Below are 23,248 nucleotides of genomic sequence, written 5' to 3'. Positions count from 1 at the left end.
AAAGGTTCATTTGTTTTCATCCACGCCCAGAACATAGGACACGGCGAAGGAGATGACGAAGGAGATCAGGCATCCCACCGCCGCCAGGTACATGTTGCGCAGGCCGTCGGGGCCGATGTAGCTGGGCAGGGCAAAGATGCTGGGCGCCACCTGGGCAAAGCGCCAGACGTGGAAGATGCCCATGAAGAATCCGCCCACCGCACCGCCGGTCATGGCCGCGATCAAAGGCCGCTTGAAGCGCAGGCTGATGCCGTACATGGCAGGTTCAGTGATGCCGCAGATAGCGGAGATGCCGCAGGAGGTGGCCAGGGACTTGATGTTTTCCTTTTTGGCGCGGACGGCCACGGCCAGGGATGCACCACCCTGGGCGATATTGGAGACCAACATGCCGGGGCCGGCGACGATGTCGGTGCCGGTGGTAGCCAGCATATTGATGCCAACGGGGATCAGGCCGTAGTGCATGCCGCACATGACCATGAGCGGGGTGAACGCGCCCACCAGGGTGGGAACCAGCCAGCTGGCGTAGCTATTGAGCAGAGAGACAAAGGCGCCGATGAGGTCGCCCACCCAGGTGCCGATGGGACCCAGGACGATAAGACCGATGGGAGCAACAACAAGCAGGGTGAACATGGGGGCAAAGATGGTGCGCACCGCCTTGGGAATGACCCGGTTGAAGAAGGGCTCCACATAGCTCATGAGCCAGATGGTGAGCAGGATGGGCACCACCGAGTTGGAGTAGGTGGCCTGGGTGACCGGGATGCCGAAGAAATGCACCGTGGTACCGGCTTCGCTGGCCGCGGAGAAGAGGGACGCCAGGGAGGGGCTGACGAAGATGCAGCCCAGGGTGGCGGCCAGATATTCATTGACGCGGAATTTGCGGGCGGAGGACACCGCCAGCAGCACCGGCATAAAGTAGTAGCCCGCGTCGGCAATGAGGTTGATGATCTGGTAGGTCTCGGTGGAGGAATCCACCAGTTGGAAGGCTACCAGCAAAGACAGCAGCGCCTTGACCATACCGGCGCCAACCAGAGCGGGGATGATGGGGAAAAAGCTGCCCGCAATGATGTCCAGCACCTTGGCCACGGGGCCTTTCTTTTCCTCGGGTTCGTCACCGCAGTCGCCGCAGTCGGCTTCCTCGGGGGTGGGGGCCACCCCCAGCTGGGCGGTGACCTCGGCGTAAACTTCGTTGACCTCGTTGCCGATGATGACCTGATACTGTCCGCCCTTGTTCACCACGCCGATGACACCGGCCGTGGCTTTCAGTTCGTCGGTCCTGGCCAGGCCCGCATCCTTCAGGCAGAAGCGCAGCCGCGTTGCGCAGTGACCCACATCGGTGATGTTTTCTTTTCCGCCAACCAGTCGGATGACCTCGGCGGCCAGCTTGGCATAGTCCATGATTTTCTCCTTTTCTGTTTCACATCATTCAGAACATTCGTTCCGTACCCGTCCCCGCCGTCGCGGGATTTTTTCGCTGCAAATCGATTTGTTTTGGTGATTTCAGTCTAGTCCCGGGGCATTGAAAAGGCAAGATTTCCGGGATGTGTTTCAACAGTGTTGCAACAATTGCAGAAAAAATGGCGGAGTTTGTGAAACACGCTGCCAAAACCTATGGCAGGCTGTCAGAATCTCGCCGGGCGGGATGGTGCAATCTGCCAAAGGGCAAAAAAGGGCCGGGCGTGCCTCCCCGTTGCTGCGGGGGCATGCCCGGCCTTGCTGCATATGACTTGCCGCGGGGTCATTCCTCCCGCAGCAGAGGATTGTCGCTGTGACGGTAGATCTCAAAATCCCGGACGTTTTTCACCCGGTCGTCGGCCACCTGGTCGTAGTTCTGGCTGAGCACCCCTGCATACAGCACGTCCAGCACGAACAGGGCGGTAAGGTGGGCACTGAAACTGCCCATATTGCTGACCAGCCGTTCCCGGGTGGAGACACAGAGCACGCAGTCAAACAGCGACGCCAGGGTGTTGCTGCCGTAGGAGGTCACCGCGATGGTGTTGACCCGGCGCTGTTTCAGTTTGCGGGCCACCCGCAGGGTCTGGGGCGTCTCCCCTGAGTAGGACAGCACGATGAAGCAGTCCTTCAGGTCGCAGTTGCAGGCGTGGAAATACATGAGATCGTTGCGCTGGGACAGCACCACCGGCTTGCCGATCTTGGCCATTTTTTCGGCAAAGGACTCGGCCAGGGCGCTCTGGGCGCCGCCCGCACAGATATAAATGTTCCGGGCCCGCCGGCAGTACCCCACCGCCCTGACCAGAGCGTCGGGGTCCAGCAGGGCCAGGGTGTCGTCGATGGTCTCCCGGTACAGGGCGCCCAGTTTGCGGGCAATGACGGTGATAGGGTCGCCGGGGTCAAAGGGATGGTTGGCGTCCAGATCCTGGAACCGGCTGGACAGATATTCCTGTTCCGCCAGCCAGGCATCCTGAAAGGCATGGTAGCCGTCGTAGCCCAGTTTCTGGCACAGGCGCACCACCGACGAGGGGGAGACGTAGGCCTCCGCCGCGATCTGCCGGGCGCTGAGCTGTTTGAGCCCAGCCCCCCGGGCCAGAATGAAATCGGCGATGCTGCGCTCCACGTCGGAGAAACCCGCCTGCTGTTTGAGCTGTTCCCGGATCAGCATGGTGTTCCGCCTCCTGTGCTTACTGGGGCGCGGCCAGCTGCCAGAAGGCCACCGCCCCGGCCGCCGCCACGTTGAGGGAATCCACTCCGTGGGCCATGGGGATGCGCACGGTGTAGTCACACCCCGCCACGGTACGGGGGGCCAGGCCGTCACCCTCGGTGCCCAGAACGATGGCCAGCTTTTCCTCCGCCGCCAAAGCCGGGTCCCGCAGGCTCACCGAGTCATCGGTCAGGGCCATGGCCGCCGTGGCAAAGCCCATGGCCTTCAGCCGGTCCAGGCCGGGGCGGGGCCACTGGGAGGGTGCGTCCCCGATGTAGGTCCAGGGCATCTGAAAGACGGTGCCCATGCTCACCCGGATGGCCCGGCGGCAGAGAGGGTCGCAGCAGGTGGGGGTGAGCAGCACCCCGTCCATGCCCAGGGCCGCGGCAGACCGGAAGATGGCCCCCACATTGGTGGAGTCCACCACCCCCTCCAGCACGGCGATGCGCCTGGCCCCGGCGCAGACGGTCTCCACGCTGGGCAGGGCGGCGCGGCGCATGGCGCACAGCACACCGCGGGTCAGGGCAAAGCCGGTGAGCTGGCGCAGCAGGTCCCGGCTGCCGGTGTAGACCGTCACATCCGGGCAGCGGGCCAGCAGGGGTGCGGCGTCCCCCTCTATATGGCGGTGCTCCATGAGAAAGGAGATGGGCTCATACCCCGCATTCAGCGCCGTGGTGATGACCTTGGGGCTTTCGGCAATGAAAATGCCCTTCTCCGGTTCCGCCCGGCTGCGCAGCCGGGTGTCGGTGAGCCGGGCATAAACGTCCAGCTCAGGGGCGGAAAAATCGGTCAGTTCCATGATCTGCGGCATAGGGTATGTTCCCCCTCCCTCTCACAACAAGTTCAGCGCAGCAGCTGCCGCGCGGCAAGATATTCTCTGTATCGCAGTCCCCGCTCCGGCGGGACCTGTATCCAGTGCTCCCCCACCGCCGGGGCCGACCCAAAGCAGTCCCGGTCATCCAGCACGGCGTAGCCCCGGCAGGGATGGGCTTGCAGCCAGGCGGCGATCTCCGCCCCCTTGCCGCCCTGCTCCAAAAGGGGCGTAACATCGGTGATGGGGGTATGATTCCGGGCCAGGGCGCGGTACAGGTTGTCAATGACCGCCCGGCAGACCGGCTCGTCCCGGTACAGTTCCTCCCGCCAGGAGGAGGACAGCACCACCGCCGCCCCGGTCGTTTTCACCAGCCGCCGCAGCCAGAAAAGGGCCGCCGGGTCAAACAGCTGGCGGTCCATGGGCAGGCGCAGCAGATTGCTGAGGGCCACGCTCAGCGGCGTGCAGAGAACGCCGTCCACGTCCAGAAAGATCACCTTCACGGCGCCCCGCCTCCCCCGCCCGGTTCTGCCCTCTATTATAAGCGGGACGGACGCCGGGGTGCAAGCAGGCAAACCAAAAGCCCGCGGCCGTCTTTTGCAAAAGGCGGCACGCGGGCTGGCGGTCTGTGTGGAAAGGCATTCAGGGTTTCAGGCGGACCTGTTCCAGGCGGCGGGCATCGGCGTGGACAAAGGCCGCATTCCGGTCATAATCCTGCTGGAAAATATGGGCAAACAGTACATCCAGCACCGCCTTTTCCGCCACGGCGGAGGCAAAGGTGGAGATCTTGTCGTCGTTGGATTCCAGGGGCGGCAGGGCCAGCACACAGTCTGCCTGCATGCCTGCAAAGCTTTCGGGCCGGGCGCTCACCGCGATCACCGGCGCCCCATGCTCCTTGGCCGCCCGCAGAGAGATGCGCAGCTGCTCATTGGAGCCGGAGTAGGAGACGATGAGCAGGCAATGGCGGCGGTCCATCTGCAGGGCGGAATAGCTCAGTTCCATGCGGTCGGAGATGAGATTGACCCGGTGCCCGAACTTCATCATGCGGAAAGCGAAATCCGCGCTCATGTGGCCGCTGGTGCCCAGGGCACACAGATCCACGCAGTCCGCCCCCAGCAACAGCGCCACCGCCCGCTTCACCTCCTGCCCGTCCAGAGAGATGCGCAGCCGGCGCAGGCTTTCCTGCTCGATCATAAGCACCGCATCGGTCACCTGGTCAAAGGGGGTATCGGCGGCAAAGGGATAGTTGCAGTCGGGCAGTTCGCCCTCCGGCTGCGGCCCGGACGTGCGAAACAGGTCTGCCTTGAAATCCTTGAGTCCCCTGTAGCCGAACTTCTGACAAAAGCGGATCACCGCCGACGGGCTGGTAAAGCTGGCCTGCGCCAGCTCCCGCACGTTCATTTGCGCGACCTTGTCGGGATAGCTGAGAATGTAATCCCGCAAATGGCGCTCGGTCTGGGTCAGGCCGGTGTGACGCTGCATGCGGCAGTTCAGATCCATGGTTTGTTGTTTCCTTCCCCGTTGAAAATATAAAAAATCACAATCCGGCCGTCTTTTTCCCCGGCAATTTCCCGTGCGGTCCGGCCCGGACTGTATTTTCTGTATTATATCCCCCCTGCCGAGAGCTCGTCAAACCGGGGCATCTGCTTTGTGCAACCCGCACAAAAGGCCGTCTTTATTTTTGGACGACTGACTGTTATGTTTCAGACAAACCGGCCGTTTCGGCATTTTCTGAAATATCGGTTTCTGTTTGGGGCAAAGTCCTTTTCTTTTCCCTGCTTGTATTTTATTCTGTAACCACTGCATGTTGTGCAGGATTTGACGCAGCATGACCAACTACCGAAAGTGAGGGACCACCATGAGAATGCCGGATGGATTTTTGTGGGGCGGCGCCACCGCCGCCAACCAGTGCGAGGGTGCCTACAACGTGGACGGCCGGGGCCTGTCCAGTGTGGACGTGGTGCCTTTCGGGCCCGACCGCATGAAGGTCGCCCGGGGCGAGATGAAGATGCTGGCGTGCGACGACGCCCACACCTACCCCGCCCACCAGGCCATCGACATGTACCACCATTACAAGGAGGACATCGCACTGATGGCGGGCATGGGCTTCAAGTGCTATCGCCTGTCCATCGCCTGGACCCGCATCCTCCCCAATGGCGACGACGACACCCCCAACGCGGCGGGCGTCGCCTTCTACCGCAGCCTGTTTGAGGAGTGTCACAAGTACGGCATCGAGCCGCTGGTGACCATCTGCCACTTCGACACCCCCATCGCCCTCATCAAAAAGTACGGCGGCTGGAAGGACCGGCGCATGATCGACGCCTTCCTGAAATACTGCCGGGTGCTGTTTGAGAACTACGGCGATCTGGTCAAGTACTGGCTGACCTTCAACGAGATCAACATGCTCTTGCACATGCCCTTCATGGGGGCGGGCCTGGTCTTTGAGGAAGGAGAAAACGTCCGCCAGGTCCAGTATCAGGCCGCCCATCACGAGCTCATCGCCAGCGCAAAGGCGGTGCAGCTGGCCCATGAGCTCATGCCCGGCTGCATGGTTGGCTGCATGCTGGCCGCTGGTCAGTATTACCCCTATACCTGCGACCCCGCCGATGTCTACAAGGCCATGGAGTGCGACCGGGACAACTACTTCTTCATCGACGTGCAGGTCCGGGGCGCCTACCCCGTGTGGGCCAAAAAGCGGATGGAGCAGGCCGGCGTGGTGCTGGATACCCGGCCCGGGGACGAGGAAATTCTGGCCAGGGGCACGGTGGACTTTGTCAGCTTCAGCTACTATTCCAGCCGGTGCATCTCCGCTGACCCCGAGGTGCTGAAAAACAAGGCCCGGGGCAACGCGGTGGTCAAGGCGGTGGTCAACCCCTACCTCAAGTCCAGCGAGTGGGGCTGGCAGATTGACCCCCAGGGCCTGCGCCTGACCCTGAACACCCTCTACGACCGCTACGGCAAGCCGTTGTTCATTGTGGAGAACGGCCTGGGGGCTCAGGATACGGTGGAGGCGGACGGCTCCATCCACGACCCCTACCGCATCGACTACATGCGCCAGCACATCAAGGCCATGCTGGAGGCGGTGAATCTGGACGGCATCCCCCTCATGGGCTACACCTGCTGGGGCTGCATCGACCTGGTGAGCGCCTCCACCGGCGAGATGAAAAAGCGCTACGGCATGATCTATGTGGACAAGCACAACGACGGTACCGGTACCCTGGCCCGCAGCAAAAAGGACAGCTACTACTGGTACAAAAAGGTCATTGAAACCAACGGCGAGGATCTGGCCTGACCTGCCCGCCGATTTGGATAAAAAGGAGGATTTCTATGGATTTCAAACAACTGGCATCCACCATCCTTGCCAACGTGGGCGGCAAGGAAAACGTGGACAAGGTGGTCCACTGCGCCACCCGACTGCGCTTTACCCTCAAGGATGAGAGCAAGGCCCAGACCGACGTGCTGAAAAAGACCAAGGGCGTCATGGCCGTGATCAATGCGGGCGGCCAGTACCAGGTGGTCATCGGACCGACGTTCCCGCCGTCTATCAGGAAGTCATCGCCCTGTGCGGCTTTGAATCCGCCGCCCCTGTGGAGGACCCCAAGGCTGCCAAGGAGGACAACCGCTCTCCCCTGAGCAAGGTGCTGGCGGCCATCGCGGGCATCTTCCAGCCCATCATTCCCGCCATCACCGGCGCCGGTCTGCTCAAGGCCTTCATGGCCCTGTTCGTCACCCTGGGCTGGCTGGACAACTCCACCCAGACTTACACCATCCTCAACGCCTTTGCGGACTCCGCCTTCTACTTCCTGCCCATCCTGCTGGGCGCCTCCGCGGCAAAGAGCTTCAAGTGCAACCAGTATGTGGCCATGGCTCTGGGCGGCATTCTGGTCTACCCCGCCTTCATCACTTTGATGAGCGGTGAGGAAGCCGTCCATCTCTTCGGCCTGCCCGTGACCCAGGCCAGCTACAGCTCCTCCGTGGTGCCCATTCTGCTGGGCGTCTGGTTCATGTCCATTGTGGAGCACTTTGTCCAGAAGATCTCCCCCCAGGCCATCAAGTTCTTCTCGGTGCCTCTGGCCAGCATTCTGGTGGCCGGCACCGTCACCGTCATCGTCCTGGGCCCCATCGGCACCTGGATCGGCGACCTCATCGCCGCCTTCTTCACCTGGCTGACCGCTACCGCCGGCTGGCTGGTCCCGACTCTCGTCGGCATCTTCAACCCGCTGCTGGTCATGACCGGCACCCACTACGGTCTCATCCCCATCGGCACCAACAACCTGGCCACTGCCGGCTTTGACACTGTGGTCGGCCCCGGCATGCTGACCTCCAACGTGGCCCAGGGCGCCGCCGGTCTGGCTGTGGCCATCCGCTCCCGCAACAAGGATACCAAGCAGCTGGCCGCCTCCGCCGGTCTGACCGGCGTGCTGGGCATCACCGAGCCGGTGCTGTACGGCGTCAACCTGAAGTTCATCTATCCCCTCATCGCTGCCATGGTGGGCGGCGGCGTGGGCGGCCTCTACCTGGGCATCACTGGTGTCGGCCGCTACGCTTCCGGCTCCCCCGGACTGCTGGTCCTGCCCGCTTACATCGGCGGCGACAGCATGACCAACTTCTTCAATGCCTGCATCGGCACCGTCATCGCCATGGTCGTCTCCTTCGTGGTCTGCTTCATCCTCTACTCTGTCTGGGAGAAGCGGGGCAAGCTGGACCCCTCCGAGACCGAAGGCAACTGATCCTTACCATCTCCGCATCTCGCGCTTACACAGAAAGCGGGGCTCCCTTCCGGGGAGCCCCGTTTTTCTGTCTTTTGCCGCCGGTTTGCCTTATTCTTTGCCGCCGCCGAACACCTCATCCAGAATGTCCACACAGGCAGAGGCCGTCTCCAGATCCACCCCCGAGAAGTCCTCCGTCACACCGGCATCTGCCAGCATTTCCCTGGTTTTTTCGGGGTCTTCGGTAATGCTCTTGGCCGTGTAGCAGATGTCCGGCCAGTTTTCGTCCAGAAGAGCCTTCTTGTCGGCGTCCAGACCATTCTTCCAGTTCTCGGCGTCGGCGCGGATCTCGGCGTCATGGCCCTTGCCGTACTGGGCGGTGTAGCGCACCACATCCGCCGCCGCAATGGCCGCCTTTAAGCTTCCCCCTGCCGTGCCCGACTCGTAGGAGACAAAGCCGTCCAGCACCCGGGTCAGACCCGCCGCCGTGTAACCCATATCCACCTCGGGAGTGGCCTCCGGTGCTGCCGAGGGTTCCGCCGTGGAGGGCGCCGTCTCAGGGGTGTGGGCCTCCTCGGTGGTGGCCTGGGACATGGGGGTGGGGGACGGCATCATGGAGGAGGACCCGTCCATGCTGCAGGCCGTCAGCATCCCCAGACACAGAGCGGCCGCCGCCGTGAAGGCCGCCAGTTTTTTCATAGCCATCTTGCTTCTTCCTTTCTGTATGCTGCGCCGGGTGGCCGGTGCAGGTGTGGTTTCCCTTATAGTATTCACCCGCCCCGGTGCCTGCCATACATGGGGCGCCGGTTACAATTCGGTGTCATCCCCGCTTGCCTCGCAATCCCCGCAGTCCGGGCAGTCCTCACAGGGTTCGGGACAGGCGCAGCCATAGCGGCGGATGTAGTTCTGGATGGCGTCGAACACCGGCATCAATGCCTCCCCGTGCTCGGTGAGGGAGTAGTCCACCCGGGGCGGCACCTCGGCGTAGTCGTGGCGGGCGATGAGGCCGTCGGCGGCCAGTTCCTTGAGCTGGGCGCTGAGCATCTTGTGGGTGATGTCCCCCAGCAGCCGCCGCAGCTCGCCGTAGCGCAGGGTGCCGTGGGCCCCCACCATAAACAGAATGCGCATCTTCCACTTGCCGCTGATCTTGTCCATCACCCACTCCATCTTGTCGCAGCCCACGTCGGCATAGCGGCAGTCACAATCGGGATTCGGTCTCATGGCTAGTCTCCCTTCCCCGCCGGAGAGCGGTATCCAAAAAGTGCGTACTTGTCAAAATGACCTGCATCCAATATAGTAAATTCACACCAAGGATGCAAGCCCCCGGGCGGCAGCTTTGCCAAAAAAAGCCGTCCCAAATTTTTCATAGGGGACCCGGTATCTCCCCTGTTCCCCGCTTTCGCCGTGGCATCGCTGTTTTGCGTTCCGGCTGCCGGTTTTGCCCCGCCGGGACACGGTTGCCCCCGCCTGCGGATTCGGGTACAATAGAAACTATCAAAATTTCCCGGGCGTCCCGGACAGCCGCCGGGCCAAGCCCCCTGCCCCCGCCCGGTCATACTTATATTGGAGAAAGAAGGTTTTCCCTTATCATGGAACCTGCACAGACCCTTGACCGCCTGTTTGACTTTCTGCGGGCAGGCGTGACCCCCTGGCACGCGGTGGCCCAGGCCGCCCGCTGGCTGGAAGAAGCCGGCTATACCAGACTGGAAGAATCCGACTACTGGAACCTGGCCCCCGGCGGCCGGTATTATGTCACCCGCAACGGGTCGTCCATCGTGGCCTGGCGGGTGCCGGAGCATGCCATTGGGGGATGGCGGATGACCATCTCCCACTCGGACAACCCGGGCTGGCGACTGAAGCCCGCCAAGTCCACCGCGGCCGGGTGCGAGCGCCTGCCGGTGGAAGGCTACGGCGGCATGATCATGCCCACCTGGCTGGACCGGCCTCTGGGCGTGGCGGGCCGGGTGCTGGTGCGCACCGAGGACGGCCTGGACACCCGCCTGGTGGACATTCACCGTCCCGTGGCGGTGATCCCCTCCCTGTGCATCCACTTTGACCGCAGCTGCAACTCCGGCCATACCTACAACGCCCAGGTGGATATGCAGCCCCTCTACGGCCCCGAGGGCTGCAAGCCCATCCGGACGCTGGTGGCCGAGGCCCTGGGCCTGCCCGAGGAGGACATGGTGGACAGCGAGCTGCTGCTCACCACCCTGCAGGAGCCGGTGCGCACCGGGCCCGACGGGGAATACTATCTCTCCCCCCGCATCGACGACCTGGGCTGCGCCGCCGCCACCCTGATGGGCTTTCTGGATGCCGACGCCGACTGTGACAGCGCCTGCGCTCCCGTGTGGGCCATGCTGGACAACGAGGAGGTGGGCAGCTCCACCCGTCAGGGTGCCCAGAGCAGCTTTGTGCGGGATCTGTTCGACCGCATTCTGGATGCCATCCCCCACAGCGGTCAGGGCATGGCCCGGGCGCTGGCCAACAGCTTCTGCCTGTCGGCGGACAACGCCCACGCCACCCATCCCAACTTCCCCGAGAAATCCGACCCCGCCAGCCCGGTGCGTCTGGGCGGCGGCGTAGTGGTCAAGTATAACGCCACTCAGAAATACTCCACCACCGCCTACTCGGGGGCGGTGTTCGGGGAGATCTGCCGCATGGCGGGGGTGCCCGTCCAGCGCTTTGCCAACCGGGCGGACGTGCCCGGGGGCAGCACCCTGGGCAACCTGCAGGCCAACACGGTACCGGTGCCCACGGTGGACATCGGCCTGCCCCAGCTGGCCATGCACTCGGCGGTGGAGACGGCAGCCTGTGCCGACGCCGACGCCATGCGCAAGGCGGTGGGAGCCTTCTACCGGGCTCACATCCGCACCCTGGGCGACGGCCGCTGCACCCTGGAGCAGACGGCCCGCACCGAATGAGTACCGTGGTGGGGCGGTATGCCCCCAGCCCCAGCGGGCGGATGCATCTGGGCAACCTGTGCTGCTGCCTGCTGGCCTGGCTGTCCGCCAAGAGCAAAGGGGGCAAAGTGGTGCTGCGGGTGGAGGACCTGGACGCCATGCGCTGCCCCCGCAGCTTCGCCGACCTGCTGGAGGAGGACCTGGCCTGGCTGGGGCTTTCCGCCGACGAAGGCGGCAGCAGGGGCGGCCCCCACGCCCCCTACTACCAGAGCGAGCGGTCCGCCCTCTACCAGCAATACTATGATAAACTGGAAGCCCTGGGACTGACCTATCCCTGCTTCTGCACCCGAAGCCAGCTCCACGCGGCCAGCGCCCCCCACCGCAGCGACGGTCAGGTGGTCTATCCCGGCACCTGCCGCAGCCTGACGCCGGAGGAGATCGCCGCCAAAAGTGCCATCCGTCCCCCGGCCTGGCGGGTACAGGTGCCCGACCGGGTGGTCTCCTTTACCGACGGCCACCTGGGCCGATATGCGGAAAATCTGGCCGCCGACTGCGGGGACTTCATTGTGCGGCGGGCGGACGGCGGCTTTGCCTATCAGCTGGCGGTGGTGGTGGACGACGCCCTCATGGGGGTGACCGAGGTGGTGCGGGGGGCGGACCTTTTGTCCAGCACGCCGCGGCAGCTGTGGCTGTATGAGGTGCTGGACCTGAAAGCCCCGGAATTTTACCACCTGCCCCTGCTGCTGGCCCCCGACGGCCGGCGGCTGTCCAAGCGGGACGGGGACCAGAGCCTGGAACATCTCCGGGACCGCTACACCCCCGAGGAGGTGGTGGGCCGCCTGGCCTATGCCTGCGGCCTGACCGACACCCCCGCGCCCCGCACCCCCGCCGACCTCATCGACGGCTTTGCCTGGGAGAAAGTGCCCAAAACCGACATTCTTCTGCCGGAAGGGCTGTTTTAATCAGAGAAGCAGCCCGCCAACACCGCTGCCAAATACCGCATTCTCCCCTGCTGCCTTCAACACTGCCCGGATTTTTGGGAAGGGCAGAAAGTTTTCAACAGATTTGTGGAAAACAAGGGAGGCGGAGGGCGGATTCAACGAGAAACGGGCGGAGAGGTGGGGAAAATCGGCAAGAGGGTTTTCCTTTTGGGCAGGTTTTCCCTATGACGGAAGGTTGGGGCATTGCGGGCATGAATATAGGGTGGAAATATCGGAAGGACGCTGTGAGGCGATAGTCCGTCAAGACCTGCTGCCCGAACACAAAATGCAAAGCCCCTCCATCCGATGGCAGCCTGCCGAAGTCTGGCTTTCAGACAGGAGATGCAACACTTCGCCATTGTGCGGCAGTCTGCAAGGACTGTTGCTTCGGAATGGAAACGGAAGCTTTTCCCCAGGCGTCAGCTTGGGAGAATCTCGTCCCCAAAATAAAAACGACTGCCTTTCCCCCAGGCGGCGGTCTGCGGGAGCGGGCCGCCGCACAAATATGGGAGGCCGGGTGACCGTTTATCTTGTGATGCACGGGGCACGACCCATAGACCGTGTATCTCAAGTTGCAGGAGGCAATTCTCGGCACGACCCACCTCTTGCTCCGGGGTTTCTCAAGGGGCCCGCAGGCCCCTTGAGCCGTGCCCCCCGCCTCGGAACTTTTGCGCGGTTCCATAAGAAAACAAAGTGGCAAAACTCTGTCTGCAAGGCGGCATCTGCCGCGTTATCGGGCTTTGCATTCCACAAAGGAGTGCTGCAGCCCTCTGCCTTGCATCTGCCGCCTTGCAGCGGTTTTGCCATGCTTCGCAGTTCTTGCAGAACCTTCGTTTTCTTATGTCACTCGCGCTGGAGGCGGGTTTTTCCGCCGCTTTTTGACCGGTCAAAAAGCGGCAGTCTGCCGATAGGAAATGTTTTCCCGAAGCGTCGTACCAAAACTACGCAACAGGTTACCCAATAAAAATTTCAAATAAACCGGGCCTGCAAAAAACCGCCCGTTTTCCCTCATCAGCCGGGCCTAAAAATAACCGCCCGTCTCCCCCATCCAATCATCTTTCCCAAACACATAGATTCACCCCATATGCAAAAAATAAAGGAGGTTTTTCCATGCAGCGATTTGAGATCACCGGCATGAGCTGCGCCGCCTGCAGCGCCCATGTGGAAAAGGCAGTCGCCGCGGTGCCGGGCGTCAGCGCGGTGGCCGTGAGCCTGCTGACTAACAGCATGCAGGTGGAGTACGCCGCTCCCGCCGATGAAGCCGCCATCTGCAAGGCGGTGGAGGACGCCGGCTACGGGGCCAAACCTGCCGCCGACGATGCCGCCAGCGAGGAAGCCGCTCTCGAAGATACCGAGACGCCCCGCCTGCGCCGCCGCCTCATCACCAGCCTGTGCTTTCTGGTCCCCCTCATGTACATCAGCATGGGCCATATGATCGGCCTGCCCCTGCCTCCCTTCCTGGAAGGCGACGGCACCGGGGCGCTGTGGTTCGCCCTGGTTCAGCTGGCCCTCACCCTGCCCGTCTGCTGGATCAACCGCGCCTTCTTCATCAGCGGCTTCAAGGGGCTGAAAAACCTGGCCCCCGGCATGGACGCTCTGGTGGCCCTGGGCGCCGGTGCCGCCCTGGCCTACGGCGTGTTCGCCCTGGTCATGATCTCCATCGGCCTGGCCTCCGGCAACACCGCCCAGGTCATGGAATACCGCCACGACCTCTACTTTGAGTCGGCGGCCATGATTCTGACCCTCATCACGGTGGGCAAAATGCTGGAAGCCTACTCCAAGGGCCGCACCACCGACGCCCTCAAGAGCCTGATGCGCCTGGCTCCCCAGACCGCCCGCATCGTGCGGGACGGCAAACCCGTCACCGTGCCCGTGGCCGAGGTCAAGCCCGACGATATCTTCCTGGTCCGCCCCGGGGAGAGCATCCCGGTGGACGGCGTGGTGCTGGAAGGCAACTCCAGCATCAACGAGGCCGCCCTCACCGGTGAGAGCCTGCCGGTGGACAAACACCCCGGCGACCCGGTCAGCGCCGCCACCATCAACCAGAACGGCGCTCTGGCCTGCAAAGCCACCCGGGTGGGCCAGGATACCACCCTGTCCCAGGTCATCCGCCTGGTGCGGGATGCCGCCGCCACCAAGGCTCCCCTGGCCAAGACCGCCGATAAAGTCTCGGGCATCTTTGTGCCCGCCGTCATCTGCATCGCCCTGCTGACCTTTGTCATCTGGATGATTGCGGGGCAGACCTTCCCCTTCGCCCTGGCCCGGGCCATCTCGGTGCTGGTCATCAGCTGCCCCTGCGCCCTGGGTCTGGCCACCCCCGTGGCCATCATGGTGGGCAGCGGCGTGGGTGCCAAGAACGGCATCCTCTTCAAAACCGCCGCCAGCCTGGAAACCACCGGCTACACCGACACCGTCATTCTGGACAAGACCGGCACCATTACCACCGGCGAGCCCAACGTGGTGGAGATCGTGGGCACCCGCAAGGTGCCTGCCAAGTTCCTGCTGGGCCTGGCCGCCGGACTGGAAGCCCGCAGCGAGCATCCCCTCTCCCGGGCCATCCTGAAAAAGGCCGACGCCGACGGGGTCAAGTACCGTCCCGCCGCCGACTTTGAGGCAGTGCCCGGCCAGGGCCTGCTGGGCAAGGTAGCCGGCAAGGTCATGGCCGGCGGCAACGAGAACTTCATCCGCACCCAGTGCGACCTGCCCGACGACCTGGCCCAGGCGGGAGCCAAACTCTCCGCCCAGGGCGCCACGCCCCTCTACTTCTCGCTGGACGGCCATGCCGCCGGTGTCATCGGGGTGGCGGACGTGGTCAAGTCCACCAGCCGAGATGCCATCGCCCAGATGCATGCTCTGGGCATGGATGTGGTGCTGCTCACCGGTGACAACGCCGGAGCCGCCGCCCATATTGCCTCCCAGGTGGGCCTGGCCCCCGACAAGGTGGTGGCAGGCGTCCTGCCCGCCGGCAAGGAGGCGGAGGTCCGCCGCCTGCAGAAAAACGCCCGCACCGCCATGGTGGGCGACGGCATCAACGACGCCCCTGCCCTGACTCGGGCGGACACCGGCATTGCCATTGGTGCCGGTGCCGACGTGGCTCTGGACGCCGCCGACGTGGTTCTGGTGCGCAGCGACCTGGCTGATGTGGCCGCCGCCGTCCGCCTGTCCCGCCGTGTGGTGACCAACATCCACGAAAACCTGTTCTGGGCCTTCTTCTATAACGCCGTCTGCATCCCGCTGGCGGCTGGCGCCCTGTACCCGGCTTTTAACATCCTGCTCAACCCCATGATCGCCTCGGCGGCCATGAGCCTGTCCAGCGTCTGCGTGGTCACCAACGCCCTGCGCCTGAATACCGTCAAGCCCAGGGACGCCTCCCATGACCACGCCCCCCGCCGCCGGGCTCCCCTGCCCCGGCGCCCTGAACCCGCTGCCTGCCCCACCGGCGCCTGCCCTGTGCAGACTGCCCCGGCGAAGGCTGTCTCTCAAACCACTGAATCCCAAAAGGAGGAACAATCCATGAAGAAAACCATTCATATCACCGGCATGATGTGTGCCCACTGCGAAGCCACCGTCAAGAAGGCGCTGGAAGCCATTCCCGGCGTCAGCGTCGAGAAGGTCAGCCATGAGGAGGGCGTAGCCGAGGTGCTGTGCGCCGACGCCGTCGACCCCGCCGCCCTCAAGAAGGCCGTGGAGGACAAGGACTACACGGTCACCGCCATCGACTGATGGAGCGGCGGCAGTACCGCTTTTTCGGGCGGGTGCAGGGGGTAGGGTTCCGCTACCGGGCCTACTACACTGCCTCCCGGCTGGGCCTTACCGGCTGGGTTCAGAACGAACCCGACGGCAGCGTTCTGCTGGAAGCCCAGGGAAAGCCTGAGGACCTGGAACGGCTGGTCAACGATCTGCGCACCACCAGCCGCTGGATCATGATCGAGGACTTCACCAGCCGTGCCCGCCCTCTGGACCCGGAGGAACGCAGCTTCCGCGTCCGGGACGGCTACGATTTCTGACCGTTTTCCCACCCATTTCATCCCAAAAAAGGGCCGTGCGCCCGGGAGGCTTTTCCCGGCGGGCACGGCCCTTTTTCGGCCTTTTTGCGACGGATTCCCGGTTGGAAACGCAAGGTTTTTTCAAGGTTCCTGTAACAAATTGGATACATCTGTCGTTATAATAGTTAATATGCGGCTTTGTTGTCCGTCCCCCACGGGCCGCCGCATATGGGTGAAAATGAAAGAGGAATGAGGCGAATACACCCCTATGGCAAGCATATTGATTGCGGAAGACGCCCCGGCCATCAACAACCTGATGGCCGCCAATCTGCGTCTGGTCGGGCACAGCTGCGACCAGGCCTTTACCGGAGATCAGGCGCTGGAAATGGCAGCGCAGAAAACCTATGATCTGGTCCTGCTGGATGTCATGCTGCCCGGCACCGACGGTTTTGCCGTCAAGAGCCGCCTGCAGCCCGACCAGCCGGTGATTTTTGTGACGGCCAAGACCTCCCTGGACGATAAGCTCCACGGGCTGGGTCTGGGGGCCGAGGATTACATCGTCAAACCCTTTGAGGTGCTGGAACTGCTGGCCCGGGTGGACACGGTACTGCGCCGCACCAGCCGCAACGCCACCTGCTTTGAATTCCGGGACCTGAAGGTGGACCTGAGTGCCCGTCAGGTATTGCGGGCAGGCATCCCCGTCACCCTGACGCCCCAGGAGTTTGCCCTGCTGGAAGCGCTGGTGGTCAACCGCAACCTGGCCCTCAGCCGGGAAAAGCTGCTGGCCCTGGCCTGGGGCTACGACTATGAGGGGGAGACCCGCACCGTGGATGTGCACATCCAGCGCCTGCGCAAAAAGCTGGGGCTGGAAAAGGAGATCCAGACGGTATTCAAGGTAGGCTACCGGCTGAACACCCGGGGCTGACCATCACGACCATACACAAAGGAGGGGACCGGAATGCAGAAACTGCGGACCCCCCATTTCTGGCAGGCCATCTATCTGGCTACCCTGGCCCTGTTTCTGGTCTGCCTGTTCGGCGGGGTGCTGGGGGTGGCCACCATCAGCTGCCGGTTGAGCTTTGACGCCCGCTGCGACGAGTTTCTCGCCCGGCAGCGTGCTTTTGTCCAGCGCCTGTCCCAGGACGTGCCCGCCGTGGCAGGAAACCGTCCGGCGGCGCTGGATTCTTTGTATGTCTACCACGCCATGCAGGCCAACAGCGACGGCATGCGGGTGAGCATCCGCTTGAACGGCCAGACCTGCTACTCCGACCTGCCGGTGGACGACGACTTTCTGCCCGAACTGACCCTTCTGGAGCCGGGGCAGCGCAGCTGGCAGGTGCGGGAGATCATGGGGTGGCATCTGATCTTTGCCACCACCTCCATGAGCGGTTCCATGGACGGCTATGTCATCACCGCCTGCGCCGACATGGAGGAGTTTTTCCGGGACTGGCAGCGGACGGCGCTGCTCTTCACCCTGCTGTGCGCGGCGGTGAGCGTGCTGTTCGCGGCGGGGCTGTACGGGGTGCTGCGCCGGATGAACCGCCCGCTCCAAAGCCTGACCGAGACCGCCCGCCGGGTGGCGGCAGGGGATTACTCTGCCCGCACGCCGGTGGCGGATACCCGCCGGGACGAGCTGGGGGAGTTGGGCCGCACCCTCAACGACATGACCGCCCGGGTGCAGGACCAGCTGGCCCAGCTGGCCGCCGAGGCCGACGGCAAACAGGCCCTGGTGGACGACCTCTCCCACGAGATGCGCACCCCGCTCACCGCCATCGGGGGATATGCCCAGACCATCCGCCTGGCCGATCTGCGGGGGGAGGAGCTCATGCAGGCCGCCGAGTCCATCGAGTTTGAGAGCCGCCGCCTGCTCAATCTGTCGGAACAGCTTTTGCGGCTGTCGGTACTCAACCACGAGGCCCCGGAGTTTCACGATATTTCCGCCGGGGCCCTCATGGGCCGGGTGCTGAATGCCGTAGGCCCCAAGGCCGCCGCCCGGGGGGTGAGGCTGGAGGCCACCCCCGCCCCCGAGACGGTGGATACCCCCGTCTCCTGCCAGCCCGACCTCATGGAGAGCCTGCTGGTCAACCTGTGCGACAACGGCGTCAAGGCCTGCGCTCCCGGGGGCCGGGTGCTCTTGGCCTTTGCCGTGACCGGGGCGCAGGCCGCCTTTGTGGTAAGGGACAACGGCCGGGGTATGGATGCCGAAACCCTGGCCCGCATCGGCCGGCCCTTCTACCGCGCCGACAAGGCCCGCAGCCGGGCGGAGGGCGGCGCCGGGCTGGGGGTGTCCATCTGCTACGCCATCGCCAGGGCCCACGGGGCAGAGCTGACCTATGAAAGCAAGCCGGGGCAGGGGACCACCGCCACCCTGCGGCTGGCGCCCCGCACCGCCAACCCTGACGCCCCCGCCGGCGGACCCGGGCATTCCGGGGATTCCGGGGCAGGGGCAGGGGAGGACCCCGCCTTTTTACAACCCTGCAACACCTCCGAAACAGCCCGATGACTCCCCCGTGTTAGGATGAAGTCATCAAACTGAGGAAGGAGCATTCGCCGTGCTGCATTGCAAAACATTCTGCCGCCGGGGGGCCGGGCTGGTCCTGGCAGCGGCCCTGGCCCTCTCCGGCTGCACCGCCGGGCTGGGCAGCGAACCCACCGTAGAGACCGACCCCGCCGCCACCCCCGAGGCCGCCCCGGTGCTGGTGCCGGAAAATCAGGAGGACGTGGCCTATACCTGGATGGGGGACATGACGGAGGAGGACGGCCTCTCGGAGGACACGGCCAGCGCCGTTCTGGAACCCACCGGTCCCCAGATGGACAAGCAGACCGCCGCCAACAACGCCGCCTCCCTGCTGGCCAGCGCCGGCTATTCCCCCGAGGAGCTGGGCGACCCCGATGCCCAGCTGGTGCTGGGGCTGTTCTCCCGGCAGTATTATGGCGGCACAATGGAGCCCTTCAGTGTGGATCAGCTGTGGCCGGATGTGGACGCCCTCTATATGGCCACCTACGTGGTAGACGGCGGGCCCTACTCGGTGGGGTGCCTGTTCGACGCCATCACCGGCAAGGCCTACCTGATCACCTGCAACCTGTTCACCGGCCTGTCCAACAATCCCTTCTATCCCCACGACACCCAGCTGGAGGACATCGCCGCCCAGAAGCCCAACCTGAGCCAGGAGACGCTGGACCTGGTGGAGCCCACCTATGAGGCGGCGGTGGCCGCCGCCAACGCCATCGACCCCGCCGCCTTTGTGGAGCAGCTCATGCCCCAGCTGGGCTGGCAGGTGGAGACGATGGATTCCTGCACCGGTTCCCCCTGGCCGGACACCTTTTCCGAATACTGGCGGCAGAGCATGGGCGCCCGGCAGAACTGGCAGTGGCTGGACGATCTGCGCTTCACTACCCAGGACGGCAGCCGCTGGGTGGCCTACTATGACACAGCCTGCGACCGGCTGCTGGAGCTGGTCTGCCTGGGACAGGAAGGGTCTGTCCCGGAGGGCCTTGTCCGGGACCGGTATCTCACCTGGTATCTGCTCCAGGAAGGTACCCCCGTCCCTGATCTCTCCTTTGACAATTACCTGCTCCAGGGGTCCGACGGCCTGTGGTACGCCGTGACTTTCCTGAACGGGGACGACTACGATGCCTTTTTGCAGGACACTGACTTTCACGCCGCCAATTATCTGGAAACCATGAGCTGGCTGGCCCCCGGGGAGGAGTATTATTCCTACATTCCTCTGTCCGACGGCTTCCCTCTGGCCTCCGGCGAAACCACCGAGGCCGCCGGGTAAAGCCGGTCGAACCCCGCAGCCATCCGAACACAAGATCACAGCATCATCAACAGCGCTCCGTCCCTTTTTCGGGCGGGGCGCTTTTTGCGGGCAAAGGGGAAAGGGAAGGCCCGGCGGGCAGGGAAGGGCTTCCACGGACAGCCCCGGAGGCAGACAGGGGAGAAGGGCCGCGCCGGGGAGGGGAGCGGGGAAGATATCGGGGAAATACCGGGGACATTTTAGGGGTGCGGGGCGGTTGCTTTTTTAGGCCGGGACGGGTATCATTAGTCTTAGCAAATTCGCCGCTGTTCACGGCGGGAAAAATTCTGCGGCAGATGCCGTTTTACAGTCACCATGTTGCGGCCCGGCCCATTCCTGATTTTTCGGCCGGCCGCGGAGAAAGGAGCGTTGTCCGACTTGCGCAAGATCATCCTGGTACCCGATTCCTTCAAGGGATCGCTGACCGCCGCTGAGGTGTGTGACATTCTGGGGGAGGTATTCTCCCGGCATTTTCCCGAGGCCGAGCTGGTGCGGGTGCCCCTGGCCGACGGGGGCGAGGGCAGCACAGCGGCCTTTCTGTCCGCGGTAGGAGGGGAGCGCCGGGTGGTGCGGGTGCAGGGGCCCTTCGGGGAGGAAGTCCGTGCCCCCTACGCCATATTGCCCGGGAAACACACCGCCGTCATTGAGATGGCGGCCTGTGCGGGGCTGCCTCTGGCCCAGGCGGCGGGGCGGCTGGACCCGGGCCGGGCCACCACCTACGGCGTGGGCCAGATGATCCTGGACGCCCTGCAGATCGGCTGCCGGGAGATCTTGCTCTGTCTGGGGGGCAGCGCCACCAACGACGGCGGCGCAGGCTGTGCGGCGGCTCTGGGGGTGCGCTTCCTGGATTCCAGCGGCCGCAGCTTTGTGCCGGTGGGGGACACCCTGCAAAACATCGCCCACATTGACCTGCTGGGCCGGGCTCCGGTGTTGGCCGGGGCCACCCTCAAGGTGCTGTGTGACATCAAGAACCCCCTCTGTGGGCCCAGAGGCGCTGCGGCGGTCTTTGCCCCCCAGAAGGGCGCCTCCCCCGACGAGGTGCTGCGGCTGGACGCTGGTCTGGCCCATCTGGCCGCTGTGGCCGAGGCTGACCTGGGGGTCTCGGTCATCAACCTGCCGGGCGCCGGGGCTGCGGGAGGCATGGGCGCCGGGGCGGTGGCCTTTCTGGGTGCCACCCTCTGCCCGGGCATTGATCTGCTCCTCGACCTGGTGGGCTTCGACGGCCTGCTGAAAGATGCCTCCCTGGTGCTGACGGGGGAGGGCTGCATCGACGGCCAGACCGCTCAGGGCAAGGTCATTGCCGGGGTGGCCCGCCGGGCCCGGGTTGCCGGGGTGCCGGTGATCGCCTTTGGGGGCGTCATCGGGGAGGGGGCATGGGCCCTCTACGACATGGGGGTCACCGCCATGGTGGCCGCCGACCGGGCCGCCCTGCCCTTTGAACAGGCTGCTCCCCGTGCCGCTGCCGATCTGCGCCGCGCTGCCGAGGATGCCTGCCGCCTCATGACCCTGAACGCCCGGTAAGGCATTCTGCCGCCGGGTATGCCCGGAATCCTTTGCAAAAATTTCCTTCCGGGGGATGGTTGCATCCCTTTGGGACGGGTGCTATACTGTTTGCGCCGAGCCTGCGGGGACCATCCTGTCCCGGCAGGCTCTTTTTGCGGCAGCGCAGGGGAGAGGGCAGCCCTCCCGCCCGCCGCGTTTTATACAATTTGTATATTTCACTATACGTACAGTATAAAAGGAGTTTTGGCCATGAAAAGCAGCCGGCAGGATCTGGGTAAGGGGTCGGTACCTAAATTGGTGCTGGGTCTGGCGGTGCCCGCCATGATCGCCCAGTTCGTCAACGTGCTCTACAGCCTCATTGACCGCGTCTACATCGGCAATATTCCCGGGGTGGGGGACCTGGCCCTGGCAGGCGTGGGGGTCTGCGGGCCCATCGTCACCCTGCTCAGCAGCTTCGGCACCCTGGTGGGACTGGGCGGCTCCATCCTCATGGCCATCCGCATGGGAGAGGGCAACAACGCCACCGCCCGCAAGGTGCTGGCCAACTGCTTTCTTATGCTGGTGGGGCTGTCCGCTCTGCTCACCGCCGGGTTCCTGATCTGCCGGGAACCGCTGCTGCGCTGCTTCGGCGCCAGCGACGCCACCTTTCCTTATGCCGACACCTATCTGACCATCTACACCGCCGGCACCTTCTTTGCCCTCATGGCGGTGGGCCTCAACTACTTCATCACCTGTCAGGGCTACAGCACCGTGGGCATGGCCGCCGTCCTCATCGGCGCCGTGGCCAACATCATCCTGGACCCGGTGTTCATCTTCGCCCTGAACATGGGGGTGGCGGGCGCCGCCGCGGCCACCGTCCTCTCCCAGTTTCTCAGCTGCGCCTTTACCGCCTGGTTCCTCTTCTGCAAGCCGCCCATCCGCATCGGCCTGTGCCGCCCGGACTTCCCCCTCATGTTCCGGGTGGCGGGCATGGGCTTCCCGCCTTTCCTCATTCTGGCCACTGACAGCATCATCCTCATCGCCATGAATGCCGTCCTCCAGTACTACGGCGGCCCTGAGCAGGGGGACGCCCTCATTGCCTGCGCCACCATCGTCCAGAGCTGCATGGCTCTCATCACCGGGCCCATGCTGGGCATCAGCAGCGGCACCCAGGCCATCCTCAGCTACAACTACGGCGCCTGCCGCAGCGACCGGGTCCGTCAGGCCGCCCGCTGCGTGCTGCGCATGTGTCTGGGCTTTACCGTCATCATGTTCGTGGTGTTCCAGCTGCTGGCGGGGCAGATCGTCCGCATCTTCACCTCCGACGCCTCCCTGCTGGAACTGTCCGCCTGGGGACTGCGGGTCTTTACCCTGGGCATCATCCCCCTGGCCGTCCAGTACGCCCGGGTGGACGGCCTCACTGCTCTGGCCCGCACCCGCACCTCCCTGGCCCTCTCCCTCTTCCGCAAGGCGGGCTTTGTGCTGCTGACCCTGGCCCTGCCCGCCTTTTTCGGAGCCCGGGCCGCCTTTTACGCCGAACCTCTGGCCGACGTTATTTCAGCCTGCGTCAGCGGCACCGTCTTTGTCCTGGTGTTTGAGCCCCAGCTGGCCCGCCGGGAGTTCCACGCCGCGGAGCAGCTGTTCCGGGAGGACTGACCTGCTGTTCGCCCTGTCCCGTCCCGCCGCCGGACAGGGAAGAGGGGATGGGATTTACAATTTCCTTACAAAAACTTCCTTTCCAAGCCCGAAAACCGGCCCGGCAGGCAGATTTTGCCGCTGCTGCGCCGGTTTTTTCACATACTGTTTCTTTACGAATTCGACACATCGTGCTATAATAGAAAGGTGTTCGCTGCCGCGAACGCCTCTTTTTTGTACGCATTACACAATTTTACATGTGTCGCTTTGGCCAGTATGACCGGGCGCG

At 64.0% G+C, this 23,248-nt stretch carries 19 protein-coding genes; 12 read left to right on the top strand and 7 right to left on the bottom strand.

What is annotated here, in order from left to right; genetic code table 11:
• Positions 1-6 precede the first annotated feature (6 nt).
• The 5 genes from INF35_RS09090 to INF35_RS09070 all read right to left on the bottom strand — a co-directional run bounded on the left by INF35_RS09090 (position 7) and on the right by INF35_RS09070 (position 4,967).
• The gene (locus tag INF35_RS09090; RefSeq protein ID WP_193501671.1) at positions 7-1,395 is read right to left on the bottom strand and encodes a PTS transporter subunit EIIC; all 1,389 of its coding nucleotides are present in this window, start codon (positions 1,393-1,395) and stop codon (positions 7-9) included.
• A gap of 340 nt (positions 1,396-1,735) precedes the next feature.
• Complete coding sequence (locus tag INF35_RS09085; protein ID WP_193501669.1) at positions 1,736-2,617, bottom strand: MurR/RpiR family transcriptional regulator; 882 nt, start codon at positions 2,615-2,617, stop codon at positions 1,736-1,738.
• Between the two features lie 19 nt (positions 2,618-2,636).
• Positions 2,637-3,467 (bottom strand): TrmH family RNA methyltransferase, encoded by an 831-nt coding sequence (locus INF35_RS09080; RefSeq protein WP_193501667.1) that lies wholly within the window; start codon positions 3,465-3,467, stop codon positions 2,637-2,639.
• 32 nt (positions 3,468-3,499) lie between these two features.
• The gene (locus INF35_RS09075) at positions 3,500-3,970 is read right to left on the bottom strand and encodes an HAD domain-containing protein (RefSeq protein WP_193501665.1); all 471 of its coding nucleotides are present in this window, start codon (positions 3,968-3,970) and stop codon (positions 3,500-3,502) included.
• A 139-nt stretch (positions 3,971-4,109) separates the two neighbouring features.
• Positions 4,110-4,967 (bottom strand): MurR/RpiR family transcriptional regulator, encoded by an 858-nt coding sequence (locus INF35_RS09070; protein ID WP_193501663.1) that lies wholly within the window; start codon positions 4,965-4,967, stop codon positions 4,110-4,112.
• Between the two features lie 358 nt (positions 4,968-5,325).
• Between INF35_RS09070 and INF35_RS09065 the strand changes: the two genes are divergently transcribed.
• Genes INF35_RS09065 through INF35_RS09055 form a run of 3 tightly spaced genes read left to right on the top strand, consistent with a single transcriptional unit; the run spans position 5,326 to position 8,197 of the window.
• Positions 5,326-6,759 carry a 6-phospho-beta-glucosidase gene (locus INF35_RS09065; RefSeq protein ID WP_193501661.1) on the top strand — a complete coding sequence of 478 codons (1,434 nt, stop codon included), beginning with the start codon at positions 5,326-5,328 and terminating at the stop codon, positions 6,757-6,759.
• Between the two features lie 35 nt (positions 6,760-6,794).
• Positions 6,795-7,100 carry a PTS glucose/sucrose transporter subunit IIB gene (locus tag INF35_RS09060; protein ID WP_193501659.1) on the top strand — a complete coding sequence of 102 codons (306 nt, stop codon included), beginning with the start codon at positions 6,795-6,797 and terminating at the stop codon, positions 7,098-7,100.
• Complete coding sequence (locus INF35_RS09055) at positions 7,055-8,197, top strand: PTS transporter subunit EIIC (RefSeq protein WP_193501657.1); 1,143 nt, start codon at positions 7,055-7,057, stop codon at positions 8,195-8,197. Before INF35_RS09060 ends, INF35_RS09055 begins: the two co-directional genes overlap by 46 nt.
• A gap of 90 nt (positions 8,198-8,287) precedes the next feature.
• Here the strand turns inward: INF35_RS09055 and INF35_RS09050 are convergent, their stop codons facing one another.
• Together INF35_RS09050 and INF35_RS14065 are read right to left on the bottom strand one after the other, a co-directional pair.
• A complete protein-coding gene (locus INF35_RS09050) occupies positions 8,288-8,881 on the bottom strand; it encodes a hypothetical protein (protein ID WP_193501655.1) in 594 nt (197 codons plus the stop codon).
• Positions 8,882-8,983: 102 nt separating this feature from the next.
• Positions 8,984-9,397, bottom strand: coding sequence for a winged helix-turn-helix transcriptional regulator (locus tag INF35_RS14065; RefSeq protein ID WP_328740647.1), 414 nt, complete (start codon positions 9,395-9,397; stop codon positions 8,984-8,986).
• Between the two features lie 368 nt (positions 9,398-9,765).
• Between INF35_RS14065 and INF35_RS09040 the strand changes: the two genes are divergently transcribed.
• The 9 genes from INF35_RS09040 to INF35_RS09000 all read left to right on the top strand — a co-directional run bounded on the left by INF35_RS09040 (position 9,766) and on the right by INF35_RS09000 (position 22,980).
• The gene (locus INF35_RS09040; RefSeq protein WP_193501653.1) at positions 9,766-11,097 is read left to right on the top strand and encodes a M18 family aminopeptidase; all 1,332 of its coding nucleotides are present in this window, start codon (positions 9,766-9,768) and stop codon (positions 11,095-11,097) included.
• Entirely contained in the window at positions 11,094-12,038 is a 945-nt protein-coding gene (gluQRS, locus tag INF35_RS09035) for a tRNA glutamyl-Q(34) synthetase GluQRS (RefSeq protein ID WP_193501651.1), read from the top strand. Before INF35_RS09040 ends, gluQRS begins: the two co-directional genes overlap by 4 nt.
• Positions 12,039-13,166: 1,128 nt before the next feature.
• Entirely contained in the window at positions 13,167-15,779 is a 2,613-nt protein-coding gene (locus INF35_RS09030; protein ID WP_193501649.1) for a heavy metal translocating P-type ATPase, read from the top strand.
• A complete protein-coding gene (locus INF35_RS09025; RefSeq protein WP_193501647.1) occupies positions 15,779-16,063 on the top strand; it encodes an acylphosphatase in 285 nt (94 codons plus the stop codon). The genes INF35_RS09030 and INF35_RS09025 overlap by 1 nt, the downstream gene beginning before the upstream one ends.
• A 247-nt stretch (positions 16,064-16,310) precedes the next feature.
• On the top strand, positions 16,311-16,967 hold the full coding sequence (locus INF35_RS09020) for a response regulator transcription factor (RefSeq protein WP_193501645.1): 657 nt from the start codon (positions 16,311-16,313) through the stop codon (positions 16,965-16,967).
• A gap of 33 nt (positions 16,968-17,000) precedes the next feature.
• Positions 17,001-18,545 carry a sensor histidine kinase gene (locus tag INF35_RS09015; protein WP_193501643.1) on the top strand — a complete coding sequence of 515 codons (1,545 nt, stop codon included), beginning with the start codon at positions 17,001-17,003 and terminating at the stop codon, positions 18,543-18,545.
• A 49-nt stretch (positions 18,546-18,594) separates the two neighbouring features.
• Positions 18,595-19,824: a hypothetical protein gene (locus INF35_RS09010; RefSeq protein WP_193501641.1), complete on the top strand. Its 1,230-nt coding sequence runs from the start codon at positions 18,595-18,597 to the stop codon at positions 19,822-19,824.
• 396 nt (positions 19,825-20,220) lie between these two features.
• A complete protein-coding gene (locus INF35_RS09005; protein ID WP_193501638.1) occupies positions 20,221-21,363 on the top strand; it encodes a glycerate kinase family protein in 1,143 nt (380 codons plus the stop codon).
• Between the two features lie 231 nt (positions 21,364-21,594).
• Positions 21,595-22,980, top strand: a complete 1,386-nt coding sequence (locus INF35_RS09000; protein WP_193501637.1) for an MATE family efflux transporter — start codon at positions 21,595-21,597, stop codon at positions 22,978-22,980.
• The last annotated feature ends 268 nt before the right edge of the window (positions 22,981-23,248 follow it).

It is taken from the genome of Gemmiger gallinarum, assembly GCF_014982805.1.
GTDB lineage: Bacteria > Bacillota > Clostridia > Oscillospirales > Ruminococcaceae > Gemmiger > Gemmiger gallinarum.
This window is presented reverse-complemented; position numbering and strand designations above follow the sequence as displayed.

Coding starts and splice junctions, on each gene's coding strand:
- INF35_RS09090 (WP_193501671.1), bottom strand. CDS start 1,395: ATGGACTATGCCAAGCTGGCCGCCGAGGTCATCCGACTGGTTGGCGGA.
- INF35_RS09085 (WP_193501669.1), bottom strand. CDS start 2,617: ATGCTGATCCGGGAACAGCTCAAACAGCAGGCGGGTTTCTCCGACGTG.
- INF35_RS09080 (WP_193501667.1), bottom strand. CDS start 3,467: ATGCCGCAGATCATGGAACTGACCGATTTTTCCGCCCCTGAGCTGGAC.
- INF35_RS09070 (WP_193501663.1), bottom strand. CDS start 4,967: ATGGATCTGAACTGCCGCATGCAGCGTCACACCGGCCTGACCCAGACC.
- INF35_RS09065 (WP_193501661.1), top strand. CDS start 5,326: ATGAGAATGCCGGATGGATTTTTGTGGGGCGGCGCCACCGCCGCCAAC.
- INF35_RS09060 (WP_193501659.1), top strand. CDS start 6,795: ATGGATTTCAAACAACTGGCATCCACCATCCTTGCCAACGTGGGCGGC.
- INF35_RS09050 (WP_193501655.1), bottom strand. CDS start 8,881: ATGGCTATGAAAAAACTGGCGGCCTTCACGGCGGCGGCCGCTCTGTGT.
- INF35_RS14065 (WP_328740647.1), bottom strand. CDS start 9,397: ATGAGACCGAATCCCGATTGTGACTGCCGCTATGCCGACGTGGGCTGC.
- INF35_RS09040 (WP_193501653.1), top strand. CDS start 9,766: ATGGAACCTGCACAGACCCTTGACCGCCTGTTTGACTTTCTGCGGGCA.
- gluQRS (WP_193501651.1), top strand. CDS start 11,094: ATGAGTACCGTGGTGGGGCGGTATGCCCCCAGCCCCAGCGGGCGGATG.
- INF35_RS09030 (WP_193501649.1), top strand. CDS start 13,167: ATGCAGCGATTTGAGATCACCGGCATGAGCTGCGCCGCCTGCAGCGCC.
- INF35_RS09025 (WP_193501647.1), top strand. CDS start 15,779: ATGGAGCGGCGGCAGTACCGCTTTTTCGGGCGGGTGCAGGGGGTAGGG.
- INF35_RS09020 (WP_193501645.1), top strand. CDS start 16,311: ATGGCAAGCATATTGATTGCGGAAGACGCCCCGGCCATCAACAACCTG.
- INF35_RS09015 (WP_193501643.1), top strand. CDS start 17,001: ATGCAGAAACTGCGGACCCCCCATTTCTGGCAGGCCATCTATCTGGCT.
- INF35_RS09000 (WP_193501637.1), top strand. CDS start 21,595: ATGAAAAGCAGCCGGCAGGATCTGGGTAAGGGGTCGGTACCTAAATTG.